11 protein-coding genes are annotated in these 12,449 nt (G+C 69.7%); 3 read left to right on the forward strand and 8 right to left on the reverse strand.

Features of this window, described 5'->3' with window-relative positions; translation table 11 throughout:
• The first annotated feature begins 151 nt into the window (after positions 1–151).
• Positions 152–946 (forward strand): transposase, encoded by a 795-nt coding sequence (locus DN771_RS17510; RefSeq protein WP_116998849.1) that lies wholly within the window; start codon positions 152–154, stop codon positions 944–946.
• A 38-nt stretch (positions 947–984) separates the two neighbouring features.
• Here the strand turns inward: DN771_RS17510 and DN771_RS17515 are convergent, their stop codons facing one another.
• From DN771_RS17515 to DN771_RS17535, 5 genes are all read right to left on the reverse strand, one after another.
• The gene (locus tag DN771_RS17515; RefSeq protein WP_116998850.1) at positions 985–3,171 is read right to left on the reverse strand and encodes a sulfatase-like hydrolase/transferase; all 2,187 of its coding nucleotides are present in this window, start codon (positions 3,169–3,171) and stop codon (positions 985–987) included.
• A 68-nt stretch (positions 3,172–3,239) separates the two neighbouring features.
• The gene (locus DN771_RS17520; RefSeq protein ID WP_116998851.1) at positions 3,240–4,700 is read right to left on the reverse strand and encodes a DUF2142 domain-containing protein; all 1,461 of its coding nucleotides are present in this window, start codon (positions 4,698–4,700) and stop codon (positions 3,240–3,242) included.
• A gap of 185 nt (positions 4,701–4,885) precedes the next feature.
• Positions 4,886–5,662, reverse strand: a complete 777-nt coding sequence (trpA, locus tag DN771_RS17525) for a tryptophan synthase subunit alpha (RefSeq protein WP_116998852.1) — start codon at positions 5,660–5,662, stop codon at positions 4,886–4,888.
• Positions 5,659–6,828: a tryptophan synthase subunit beta gene (trpB, locus tag DN771_RS17530; RefSeq protein ID WP_227462399.1), complete on the reverse strand. Its 1,170-nt coding sequence runs from the start codon at positions 6,826–6,828 to the stop codon at positions 5,659–5,661. Before trpB ends, trpA begins: the two co-directional genes overlap by 4 nt.
• On the reverse strand, positions 6,825–7,481 hold the full coding sequence (locus DN771_RS17535; protein ID WP_116998853.1) for a phosphoribosylanthranilate isomerase: 657 nt from the start codon (positions 7,479–7,481) through the stop codon (positions 6,825–6,827). The genes trpB and DN771_RS17535 overlap by 4 nt, the downstream gene beginning before the upstream one ends.
• 117 nt (positions 7,482–7,598) lie before the next feature.
• Here DN771_RS17535 and DN771_RS17540 point away from each other — a divergent pair, with 117 nt between their 5' ends.
• Positions 7,599–8,630, forward strand: coding sequence for an ABC transporter substrate-binding protein (locus DN771_RS17540; RefSeq protein WP_116998854.1), 1,032 nt, complete (start codon positions 7,599–7,601; stop codon positions 8,628–8,630).
• A gap of 61 nt (positions 8,631–8,691) precedes the next feature.
• Here the strand turns inward: DN771_RS17540 and trpC are convergent, their stop codons facing one another.
• The 3 genes from trpC to DN771_RS17555 are packed head-to-tail and all read right to left on the reverse strand — an operon-like array spanning position 8,692 to position 11,457.
• Positions 8,692–9,471 carry an indole-3-glycerol phosphate synthase TrpC gene (gene trpC / locus DN771_RS17545; RefSeq protein ID WP_116998855.1) on the reverse strand — a complete coding sequence of 260 codons (780 nt, stop codon included), beginning with the start codon at positions 9,469–9,471 and terminating at the stop codon, positions 8,692–8,694.
• Between the two features lie 16 nt (positions 9,472–9,487).
• Positions 9,488–9,793: a putative quinol monooxygenase gene (locus DN771_RS17550; RefSeq protein ID WP_162942071.1), complete on the reverse strand. Its 306-nt coding sequence runs from the start codon at positions 9,791–9,793 to the stop codon at positions 9,488–9,490.
• A gap of 53 nt (positions 9,794–9,846) precedes the next feature.
• Positions 9,847–11,457: an MFS transporter gene (locus tag DN771_RS17555; protein WP_116998857.1), complete on the reverse strand. Its 1,611-nt coding sequence runs from the start codon at positions 11,455–11,457 to the stop codon at positions 9,847–9,849.
• Between the two features lie 106 nt (positions 11,458–11,563).
• On the opposite strand from DN771_RS17555, the gene DN771_RS17560 reads away from it, so the two are divergent.
• The gene (locus DN771_RS17560) at positions 11,564–12,445 is read left to right on the forward strand and encodes an SCO6745 family protein (protein ID WP_116998858.1); all 882 of its coding nucleotides are present in this window, start codon (positions 11,564–11,566) and stop codon (positions 12,443–12,445) included.
• Positions 12,446–12,449: the final 4 nt, after the last annotated feature.

The following is a 12,449-nucleotide window of genomic DNA, read 5'->3' on the forward strand; positions in this document are numbered from 1 at the left end:
CGTCAGCACCATCAACCGGCGAACCCGATCAGGAACACGACTCCGTGCCATCACCAACACCTCCAAGGCTCAAGGTGTTGCACTCACCGCTGGCGGGCAGGCAGGCACCATCTGTTACGCGTTGTCACACCCCATCGTCACACTTGATTGGATGCCACGCGCACTTCGACCCGACGACCCCGGCGGCATCTATCACGTCATGAACCGAGGTGGTGCACATCGCACGATCTTCCACGCTGCGGTCGACGGCCGTCGCTTCCTCGACCTCATCGGGCAGGCAGCCGAACTTCATCACGTGCATGTCCTCGCGTACTGCCTGATGACCAACCACTATCACCTGCTCGTCTCGTGCCCAGATGGCGGGCTGTCGAAGTTCATGCATCGGGTCGGCTCCCTCTACGCCCGCCATCACAACGATCGCCTGGGTCGAGACGGCCCGATCTGCCGGGACCGCTTTCGTTCGCTACTCATCGACAGTGACGCGTACCTCGCCAACGCCGGTCGATACATCCACCGCAATCCGCTCGACATCCGGCCACAGCCAGCACTCGATGAGTACCCCTGGTCGAGCTATCGCTACTACGTCACCGAAGCGCCTGCACCGCCCTGGCTCTCGACGACGGAGCTGCTCGAGCCCTTCACGAATGCTGCGGGCTATCGATCCGTCGTCGAGGGCCCGGTGAGTGGATTCCCAGTCGACTGGGCCGTCGACACCGCGATTCTCGAGTTGGGCGACGGCGAGCCCTCCGGAATCAAGGTTCGCCGGACCGTCCTGCTCGCGATGCTCGACCGAGCGGGACCCGAAGCCGCCGCTCGACTCGCCGGACGCCTCACCTTCACATCGACGCGGGCACGAGCGATGGCGACCCTCCGGATGCGGCGGGCACTCAGCGAGCATCCTGGCGTGGTCGCAGTCGTGGAGCGCGCAGCAGAGCTCGCAGCCTGACGGTCGCAGGGGTAACAGATGGTGCCTGGCACCATCTGTTACCCCTGGCTGACCTCGTGGAGGGTGGGGTCGGGGTCGCGGGTGACCTCGTAGACGACGACGTCGTTGGCACCGTCGGCGTAGAGGTCGGCGACGAACCCGAGGAACGACCAGTCGTCCCCCGACGGCGAGTAGCCACCGATGACGCCGGCGATGCGACCGTTGATCGCCACGACGAGTTCGGGCGGCTCGCTCGACGCCACCACGGTGCCGGACAGGCCGAGCGGGATCTGGCCCTGCGGGGTGGGCAGCGAGGCGAACTGATCGGCCTGGTCGATGCTGACGGACATCTCGCTCGGATCGCCGAGCGTGAGGGCGTCGACGTCCTCCCCCACCAGGTCGCCGTTGTCACCGACGGCGGCCAGGGCGACCCAGTCGTCGCCGTGCGGGAACTCCTCGGCGCGTCGGGCGGCGACGTCGATGACGGCGTCGACGTCGGGCGACACCCGCGGCTCGATCGTCGCCTCGCTGCCGTCGTACAACGAGTGTCCGTCGAACTCCCAGTCGACCTCGGCGTCGAGCAGGTCGACGATCGACGGCAGCACGTCGAGGTTCTGGACGGGATCGTCGCGCACCTCGCCCTCGGTCTGGCCCGGCGCCTTGATGAACAACGGGACGCGCAACGCCTCGTCGACGTTGGCGTCGGTGATCCGCATCCGTCCCAGGTCGGGCGGTGTGAGGTTCGATCCGTGATCGGACGTCACGACGAGGAGCGTGTCCTCCCAGTTGGGCAGGCTCTGGAGCCGGTCGAGGAGTTGCACCATCAACGTGTCGGCCGCCCCCACCTGCAAGGCGTGGAACTGGTACTCCATGCGGTTCTCGAACTCGAACGCCGGGTCGGCATCGTCCCGGATCAGCGTCGGGGTGAACGATGACGTGAGCCCGTCGGCGGTGAGCACCCACGGCCGATGCGGAAGGGCGACGTGCGAGAAGTGCAGCGCCGGCTCCTCGGTGATCGCATCGATGCCCGCCTGCAGGATGGCGGCCTGGCCCACGGGGCTGCGCTCGTCGGCGGCGAGGCCCCGCCAGCGCGAGTACGCCTGGTTGATGTACGACGGCGGTTCGGTGCCATCACCGGCGTCTCCCGGGCTTCCGGAATCGCCGGACGCGCCGGACTCGCCGGCCTGCGCGTCGTCCACCGACGATGTCGGCGCGGCGTCGGCGGCGGCGGGTGCGCCGTAGGCACCCCACGAGTTGTCGATCGCCGGCAGCTCGTCGCGGAACGTCCCCGGCAGCACGCGATGGCCGTACACGATCGAGGCGTCCTCGATCGCCTGAGCGAGCGACTGGCCCTCGGCGGCAGCGCACACCGACTCCGGGCACATGTCTGTCACCGACTCGTACCGGTACACGGGAACGACCGCACCGAGCAGGGTGAACAGGTTCTCCGGGTAGTCCGCATACACCGGCAACGCTCCGTCCTCGGCGAGATGCCCGTCGAGGATCGATGGCACGGCTTGGTGGGTCAGGTTGTACTGGCTCGACGCATTGCGGAACCACGTGCTCACCGACGCCAAAGCGGCGAACCCCGGATAGCGCTCGGCGTTGATCGTGCCGTCCGCCCGCATGATCGTCGCCGCCGGAAACTCGTCGAGGATGATCACCACGACGGGGCCCGCCGGTGTCTCCAGCGACACCGTCCCGACGTCGGCTGCCGATGCCCCCCGGACGAGATCGGCAGCCGGGCTGGCGAAGAGGAACATGCCCACGAACAGCAGGTTCGCCGCGGCCAGGTACGTCACGAGCAGGCGTCCGCCGGTGGTTCGTTGGACGAGCCACACCACCGCCACGGCGCCGGCGATGCCGAGCAGCAACACCGGAACCAGCACCTCGAGACCGGCGGTTCGGAGCACGGCGAGAACGAACGCCGCAGCGAAGATGCCGGCAACGGCCATGAAGGCGATCGTGCCGGCCTTCGGCTTGATCGCCGTGGCGATGGCGACGATCGCCGTACCCACGAGCGGCGGGACGATCGCGATCAGGAGCGCGAAGGCGACGATCTGCCCACGGCTGTAGTCACCGGCGACGAAGAACTCCGGATTCTTCCCGAACAGGTCGAGGAGCGGCTGGACCACCGCCAGTGCCGAGAGGCCGAGGATGACGAACGCCCGACCGCCCACCACCCGCAGGAAACTGGGCTCGGTGGCCGACGGCACGGTGGACGATTCGGCAGCCTCGGTGGTCATAGCAGGGGTCGAATCTACTCCCGCACACCCGGCCGGCGACGTAGCCCTCGGGCGTTCGTGACCACGGTTTACGGGCGCGCCCCCCGCTCCGTCGAGGATCGCGACCTCGCCGCGCCTCCGGCGAGGGCGAGGGTGACCGATGCGGTGAGCGCTGCCACGACGACCGCAGCCGACGCGGTCGCCAGCACGGCGATCACGACCCGCGGCCCATCGCCCGCCGGGAGCGATTGCAGCGCCACGGGCGGCAGCCCGCGATCGCGAGGCCGCTCGAGTGCCGTCGCATCCACGCCGATCGGGACGCGGGTCGCCAACCAGCCTCCCATCACCACGATCATGGCCACGGCGACCACCCCCTTGGCCAGGCGGCCCAGTCCGGCGGCGACGAGCACGGCGGCCGGACCGAGGGCCGGAAAGAGGTAGCGAGAGTACGGGCTGCCGCCTCCGGCGAGATGCTGCGCGACGGTCAGCACCACCGCGACGACGGCGGCCAGCAGCAGGCCGACCGTGAACAGCTTCCGGCGATCCCGCCGCCGCAGGGCCGATGCAACGAGGGCGACAACAGCGAGCGCCATCAGGACGGCGACGGCAGTGGCGAACCGCGGGACCCCCCAATCGAGCGGCGCCGTCGACGCGAGGCGCCGGTACAGCTCACTCCAGACATTTCCCTCGGTCAGCATGCCGAGCACGCTGTTCTGGCGGGTTCGACGGAAGCGTTCGAGCAGGAAGCTCGACGCACCCACGTCGCCGTACAGCGCGATGTTGCGGACGTAGAACCATCCCCAGAGGGCGACAGCCGGACCGAGTCCGATCGTGCCCACCCGCGCCGCGGCGGCGACCCGATCGAGGCCGTCTCCCGGTCCCCGTACTGCGTGATAGGCGGCCACGACGATGACGACGACGATCGCCATCAGCATCGTCGCCGCGCGAGTTCCCGCCGCGACGGCCACCAATGCCGACAGGGCCACGAGATCCCCTCGTCGAGGAAGAGGTCGAGAACATCGCACGGCCGCCCACACGAGGCCCGTCGCCGCGGCAAAGGCCAAGCCGTCGTTCAGGGCCCTGGAGAAGTACGTGTAGCACTGCGGGACGAGAGCGACGATGGTGGCGGCGAGCAGCCCGATGCGGCGACTGCCCGCCACCTCCTTGCCGAGCAGGTAGATGAAGACGATGCCGACGGCGGCGAACGTGACGCTGAGGAGTCGCAGGTACAGCAGTCCGCCATCGGCTCGTCCCGTGGCGTCGGACAGCCAGATCAGCGGCGCTGCGGCGATGTAATGGAGCGGCGGGTGATTGGCGACCCAGACGCCTCGGTACCGGTCGTCCTGGGCCGACGCGAGCTCGGCTCGCCATTGCACCGCATCGGCGGGTGGATCGGCCAGCGTCTCGATCTCCGGGAGGTGGAACGAGGCAATCTCGTGGGCGTAGGCGAGGTGGGCCTTCTCGTCGGCGTCGTAGAACGGCGGCTGCTGGAGGGCGAACAGCGTGGCGATCGACATGAACGCGATGACGACGGCGACCAACCCGACCACCTCGACCGAAAGTCGCGTGCGCGGCGCGTCGAACGTCGGTCCTCGGGTCTCGGCGTCGAGCGGAGGGGGCGCGGTCGTCGTGACGACCAGCTCGTCAGTGCTGATGAGGCGATGGTAGGCGCGGAACTGGGTCCGGCGCTCGGGGACCTCCGATCAGGGCCCACCACGCCGGGCGAGACAGCTGGTCAGCCGGCGTCGATCGCTGCTCGCACCTCGGCGACGTAGTCACCGACTGCGTCCGGGCCGCCTTCCATCAAGCGACGCACCACCGACGCTCCCTGGACGACACCGTCGGCGACGGCGCACGCCTCACGCGCCTGCTCGGCATTGGACACGCCGACACCCACCAGCACCGGCTTGTCGGTCAACCGCATCACACGCGCCGCAGTCGCCGTGGCAGTGGCCGCCAGCTCGCTTCGCTCCCCCGTGACCCCAAGCAGGCCGACCGAGTACACGAAGCCGCGAGCGCGTTCGGCGACGCGCGCCAGGCGCTCGTCGGACCCGGTGGGCGCGGCGAGCATGATCGTCTCGACGCCCTCGTGGTCGGCCGACTCGGTCCAGGGGCGTGACTCCTCGAGGGGCAGATCGGGAAGGATGCAGCCACTGATGCCCGCCGCGACGAGTCGGCCGGCGAATCGGCGATGGCCATCGTGATGCACGATGTTGTAGTACGTCATCACACCGAGCGGGATGCCGACGTCGAGCTTCGCGGCCTCGTCGATGATCGCCGGCGGGATCGCTCCGCCGTCGAGCGCCACTTGCGACGCTTGCTGGATGACCGGCCCGTCCATGACGGGATCGGAGAACGGGATGCCGAGCTCGATCGCGTCGGCCCCGTTCGCCGCGGCCGCCCGCACGGCGTCGGCCCAGCCCGGATAGCCACCGGTGATGTAGGGAACGAGCAGCTTGCGACCGGCCGCCTTCGCCGCGGTGAAGCGCTCGGTGAACGTGATCGCCGTCATCCGTCGGTGTCCTTGAGGATCTCGAGCGCCTGAGCGACGTCCTTGTCACCGCGACCGGACAGGTTGACGAGCACCGTCTGGCCGGCGAGTTGCTTCGCCTCGCGGATGACCCAGGCGATGGCGTGGGCCGATTCAAAGGCGGCGAGGATGCCCTCGGTTCGAGCGAGCTTGACGAAGGCGTCGAGGACCGCGGCGTCGGTGACCGGCGGGTACTCGGCGCGTCCGGTGGCGTGGAGGTAGGCGTGCTCGGGTCCGACGCCTGGATAGTCGAGGCCGGCGGAGATCGACTGCGCCTCCTCCACCTGGCCGTACTCGTCCTGCATGAGATAGCTGCGCATGCCGTGGACGACGCCGGGGACACCATGACCCACCGCCGCACCCCCGGCCGGCTCGACGCCGACGAGTCGGGCGGCCGTGTCGACGAACCCGGAGAAGATGCCCATCGCGTTCGAGCCCCCGCCGACGCAGGCGACGACGACATCGGGATCGGCGCCGGTCAGCACCTGAGTCTGCTCGCGTGCTTCGTCGCCGATGACGCGGTGGAACTCACGCACCATCCACGGGTACGGGTGGGGGCCCATCACCGACCCGATGCAGTAGTAGCTCGACTCGACGTTGGCGACCCAGTCGCGCAACGCCTCGTTGACCGCGTCCTTCAGCGTCCGGCTGCCGCTCTCGACACCCTCCACCTCGGCGCCCAGCAGGCGCATGCGGAACACGTTGAGCTCCTGACGCTGCACGTCGACGGCGCCCATGTAGACCTTGCACTCGAGGCCCATCAGCGCGGCGGCCGTCGCCGACGCCACGCCGTGCTGGCCGGCGCCGGTCTCGGCGATGAAGCGCGGCTTGCCCATGCGCTTGGCGAGCAGCGCCTGGCCGAGGACGTTGTTGATCTTGTGCGATCCCGTGTGGTTCAGATCCTCGCGCTTGAGGATCAGACGGATCCCCAGCTCGCGCCCGAGGTTGTGACATTCCGTGAGGATCGACGGACGGCCGGCGTAGTCACGCAGGATTCCGTCGAGGTCGGCGCGGAACGACGGATCGGCCCACGCGTCACGGAAGGCCTCCTCCAACTCCTCGCACGCCGGCACGAGGGACTCGGGCACGAACCGGCCACCGAACTCCCCGAACCGACCATTGACCGGCTCGATGTTGTAGGCGCTCACTCGTCGAACGACCAGTCGTAGGGGAGGTCTCCGGCGGCTACGTACGGCTCGCGTGCGGCCGCTCGTGCCCGTTCGACGAATCGCTTCACCTTGAGCGCGTCCTTCTTCCCCGGCGATTGCTCCACGCCGGTGGAGACGTCGACGCCCCACGGCTCGACGGTCTGGACGGCGTCGGCGACGTTGTCGGGGTCGAGGCCGCCGGCGAGGATCAGTCGCATGCCCTCGGGGACCTCGCCGACGAGCGACCAGTCGAACAGGTGGCCCGAGCCTGGCGTCGATCCGTCGAGGAGGATGGTGTCGGTGGCAAGCTTCGACGCCTCGGCCACGCGCGGCGATCCCGCCGGATACGCCTTGACGACGAATGGCACCGCCTTGGCGACCTCGGCGACCGCCTCGACCGACTCGTTGCCGTGCAGCTGTGCCCCCTTCACGCCAGAGCGGTGGACGAGCTCGACGACCCGTTTGGGGAGCTCGTCGCGGAAGACGCCGACCGTGAGGATCTCCGGCGGCAGCCGGCGGGTGATGTCGTAGACCTGCTGCACCGGCACCTGGCGCGTCGACGGGGCGAACACGAAGCCCAGCGCGTCGGCGCCCATGGCCACGGCGAGCAGGGCGTCGTCCTCGGTGGTGATGCCGCAGATCTTCACGAACATGCGATGCGTACGGTACCGGGTCGGCTGGGCCGCGGATGGGTTCGGTTCTGCTCCCTCCGTCGCCGCCTCGATGATGGGTTCTTGCCCAGTGATGTTCAGCGTGCTTAACTGCTCGCCATGCCTCGCGCCACAGGCCCTCAGACCACTCGCCGACGGCTCTCCCGGATCGGCCTCGCGCTCGCCGTGGCCGTCGGTAGCGCCGGCCTGACCGCGATGGGAGGCGACGGAGAGGATGACGTGGCCACCGGCGGTGCGCACTTCTCCACGGCCGACGAGGAGACGGCCAAGCTGGGAAGCGACGCGGCTCCGGGTGAGTACCCGCGCACGATCGTGCACGCGATGGGCGAGACCGAGCTCACCGAGCGCCCCGAGCGCGTCGTCGTGCTCGACGGCGGTGAGCTCGACGATGTCGTGTCGCTCGGCGTCACGCCGGTGGGGATCGCCTACGCCGAGGGTTCCCCGCAGGCACCGGCGTACCTTCCGATCGACGTGAGCGACGTCGCCGAGGTCGGCACGATCAACGCGCTCAACCTCGAGGCGATCGCCGCCCTCGAGCCCGATCTGATCATCGGCAGCCAGCTCCGTGCCGCCGACCTGTACCCCGGCCTGTCCGAGATCGCTCCGACCGTGTTCAGCATCCGGCCCGGCTTCCCGTGGAAGGAGAACTTCCTCCTCGTCGCCGACGCGCTCGGCATGGAGACCGAGGCGATCGACCTCCTCAACGCGTATCAGGCTCGGGCGACCGAGGTCGGCGACCTCGTCGACGGTGATCCGACGATCTCGATCCTGCGCTTCATGCCCGACAAGATCCGGCTCTACGGCAACCTCTCGTTCATCGGCGTGGTGCTCGCCGATGCCGGGCTCTCACGTCCGGCGAATCAGGACTTCGACGAGCTGGCGGTCGAGATCTCGACGGAGCAGATCGACCAGGCCGACGGCGACTGGGTGTTCTACTCGAGCTACGGCGGGGCCGACGCCACCGACGAGGGCGAGGTGGTCGACGGCCCGCTGTGGGGCACGCTCGGCGCAGTGGCCGACGGGCAGGCAATCGCCGTCGACGACGAGTTGTGGTTCCTCGGCCTCGGACCGAGCGGGGCGATGGCGCTGCTCGACGAGCTCGCCGGCATCCTCCGTTCCGCCGACGCCTAGCGGCACGAATCAAGCCGTGAGGTAACAGATGGTGCCTGACACCATCTGTTACCTCAGACACTCAGCCGGCAGCGACGCGTAGCGACGCCAGGGTGGCCGCCGGATCGGTGGCGGTGACCAGCGTTTCGCCGACGAGGAGGGCGTCGAAGCCCGCCTCGGCGAGCCGGCGGGCGTCGTCGGCGTCCCGGATTCCGGACTCGGCGACCTTGACGACGCCGTCGGGGATGGCCCGGCCGACGCGCTCGGCCCGGGCGTGGTCGACCTCGAACGTGACGAGGTCTCGCTGGTTCACGCCGACGACCGTGGCACCGGCCTCGAGGGCGAGCTCCAGTTCCGGCTCGTCGTGCACCTCGACGAGCGCCGTGAGCCCGAGCTCGGTCGCCAGCTGGTGGAACTCGACGAGCTCGAACTCATCGAGGGCGGCGGCGATGAGAAGCACGGCGTCGGCCCCCATCAGGCGGGCGTCGGCGACGTCGCGCGGATCGACGGTGAAGTCCTTGCGGATGACCGGCAGCGCCGTGGCGGCCCGGGCCGCCTTGAGATCGTCGACCGACCCGGCGAAGAACTCGGCGTCCGTGAGCACCGAGAGGCACGCGGCGCCGCCCGCGGCGTAGGTGGTGGCCATCGCGACGGGGTCGAGGTGGCGGTGCAGGTCCCCCTTCGACGGCGAGCGGCGCTTGATCTCGGCGATGACCGCCAGCTCGGACGACGCCGACAGCGCGGCACCGAAGTCCCGCGCCGGCGGCAACGACCCGGCTGACGCGACCAGATCCTCGAGCGACCGGGTGTCGGCCGCGGCCACCTCGCGGTGACGCTCGATGATCCGATCGAGGTAGGTCATCGCGTGGCGACCGGTCTCAGAGACCCTTGCCGTCGACGACGTCGAGGATGATCAGTTCGGGGCGGGCGGCGGCGAGGTCGCGCACGCTGCCGCCGAGCGCCTTCATCGCCTCGCTGGAGCCGTGGGCGGCCAGCGCCTCCTGCGACTCGTAGCGCTCGTAGAACCACACCAGGTTCTCGTCGCCGGTGTCGGTGTGCAGGACGTACTGCAGCGTCCCGTCCTCGGTCTTGACGTGCTCGACCATCGCCTTGAGGGCGGTGACGAGCTCGTCGCGCTTGCCGGGCTGGGCGGTGATCTTGGCGATGATGGCGGGTCCACTCATGTCGTGCGACGGTACTCGGCGACGGCCGCTGATTCCCGATCGGCCCCCCGGGGTCACCGACCGCCGACGGCGACGACTTCGGGCTCGGTGCCGCATTCGATGGCGTCCACGATCTCGGCGTCGCGATCCGCGAGCGGAGCCTTCGTTGCCAGCACCGACCGCAGGATCAGGGCGGCCAGAACGACCAGACCGGCGGCGACGAGGGCTGCGGTGCCGAGGCCGGCCGTGAACGACTCCCTGGCCTGCCGGCTCAGCTCACGAGACGCCTCGCCCGGCAGCGAGTCGGCCGCGCGCAGCGCCCCGGCCAGTCCGCTGTCCACCTCGGCGGCCGTGGCCGGCGGCAGCGATTCGAGCGGACCCGCCACACCTTGGTGGAAGCGCGTCGTCACGAGGGAACCGAGCACGGCGACGCCGAGGGCCCCACCCAGCTCGCGGGTCGTGTCGTTCATGGCCGAGCCGACTCCGGCCCGTTCCCTCGGCACGGCGGACATGATCGTCGCCGTCAACGCCGGTGTGGTCGACGACAGACCCACGATCATCGGGCCGAGCGCGAGGTACACCGCCGGGCCGGGCGAATCGGTGTCGAGGAACGACAGGGCCACGAGACCGGCGGCGACCAGGCTCATCCCCACCGGCACGACCCTGGCCACCCCGTGACGGGCCACCACCTTGGCGGCCTGTGGGGCGAGCACCATCATCGTCAACGACATCGGCAGCATCAGCAGGCCGGCGCCGAACGGCGAGTACCCGAGCACCATCTGCAGGTACTGCGTGAGGAGGAACATCATCCCGAACATCACGAGGTAGCTCACGGCGATCCCGAACGACGCGCCGCTGAAGGCCCGGTTGCGGAACAGCTCGAAGTCGACCATCGGCTCCCGGGCGGTCAGCTCCCGTGCCGCGAACAGCAGCAGCGCCACGACGGCCACCGTCGCTACCACCATCGTGTGAGCCGACAGCCAGCCTTTCGCGGGCGCTTCGATGATGGCGTAGACGAGAGCACCGATCCCGACGATCGACAACGCCACGCCCGGGAGGTCGATCCGGTGCCCGTCGGGATCGCGGGACTCGGGGAGCAGGATGCGTCCGGCGACGATCGCGATCACGAGCACCGGCACGTTCACCAGGAACACCGATCCCCACCAGAAGTGCTCGACGAGGAACCCCGACGTCGGCGGACCGAGCGCCGCCCCGCCGGCGGCGATGCCGGCCCACAGGGCGATGGCCCGCCCCCGCTCCTCGGCTGGGAAGACGTTGGCGAGCAGCGACAGCGTGGACGGCATCACGAAGGCGGCGGCGAATCCCATCACGGCGCGGGCCCCGATGATCTGATTGGCCGTGTCGGACTGAACGGCGAAGAGCGCTGCGCCGAGGAACAGCACGAGCCCGAACTGCAGGGCGCGCTTGCGGCCGAACCGGTCGCCCAGCGTGCCGGCGGCGAACAGCATCCCGGCGAAGACGAGGGCGTAGGAGTCGACCATCCATTGCAGCGAGCTGCTCGAGGCGCCGAGGCTGTCGGCGAGGATCGGGAGGGCGACGTTCAGGCTGCCGTTGGCCACCATCACGACGGTGAGGCTCAGGCAGAGGACGATCAGGATCTGCCACCGGCGGGCGTAGACGGCGGGGTCGATGGCATCGCTGCGGTCGGACGTACGGGGGGACATACGGCCGACCGTACGAATTCAAGTTCGCTTGAGGTCAAGGGGCGACGCCGTGACGCTCGACACGTCCAGCTCTCCCCGGGCGGTCCGGGACTGATCTACTCGGGTCATGAGTTCCCGCTCCCCAGCCATCCGGCTCGCCGGTGCCATCGAGCCGTTCACCGCCCAGGTGTACTTCTCCCCCGAAGCCCACGCCGCCTACGAGGCGCTCGGCTTCAACGGCTCGCGCGGGGAGTTCAACGGCGTCGCTGCGCCCGACGGGCCCGCCTATTTCACCAGCAGAGGGTCGGTGATGGGCCAGGTGCCGGGCGAGATCGTGGCCGCCGCCTTCGGTGTGTTCAACCCCGCCGCCGTGGTCCCCAGCGTCGCCCACGGGTGGTCGCTCACGGACGCGACGACCATCGAGCGGGCCCGCACCATGGGCGGCGTCGCACAGCTGGAACGGATCCTCGGTGCCGAGCCGGAGGGCGCCGGGCGGGCCGCCGAGCTGCTGCAGCGGGCGGGCGATGGCCTGGGCGTCGAGGGTCGTCCCCTGTACGCCGGGTTGATGGCGTGCCCGGTGCCCGAGACCGAGCTCGGCGCGGCGTGGCGGTACGGCGATCGTCTTCGGGAGTTCCGTGGGGACGCCCACGTCGCGGTGTGGTCGACCACCGGTCTCGACGCCGTCGAGATCGGCTTGCTGACCGAGCCGTACTGGGGTCTCCCATTCAAGACGTACGTGCGGTCCAGAGCGTGGAGCGAGGCCGAGCTCGATGCCGGCTTGGAGCGACTCGAGGCCCGTGGGCTCGTCGCCGACGGCAACCTCACCCCCGCCGGCCGCGAGCTCCGAGAGCAGATCGAGGCCCGCACCGACGAGGCGTGCTCGCGGATGATCGCCAACCTCGGTGACGACCTCGACGAGCTCCTCTCGATCCTCGAGCCGTGGGGCGCGGCCATCCGCGAAGCACGCGGCTACCCCAAGGGCGGACCTCACGACATCGCCGGCCGCTGAGATC

Source organism: Desertimonas flava (assembly GCF_003426815.1).
Classification (GTDB): Bacteria; Actinomycetota; Acidimicrobiia; order Acidimicrobiales; family Ilumatobacteraceae; genus Desertimonas; species Desertimonas flava.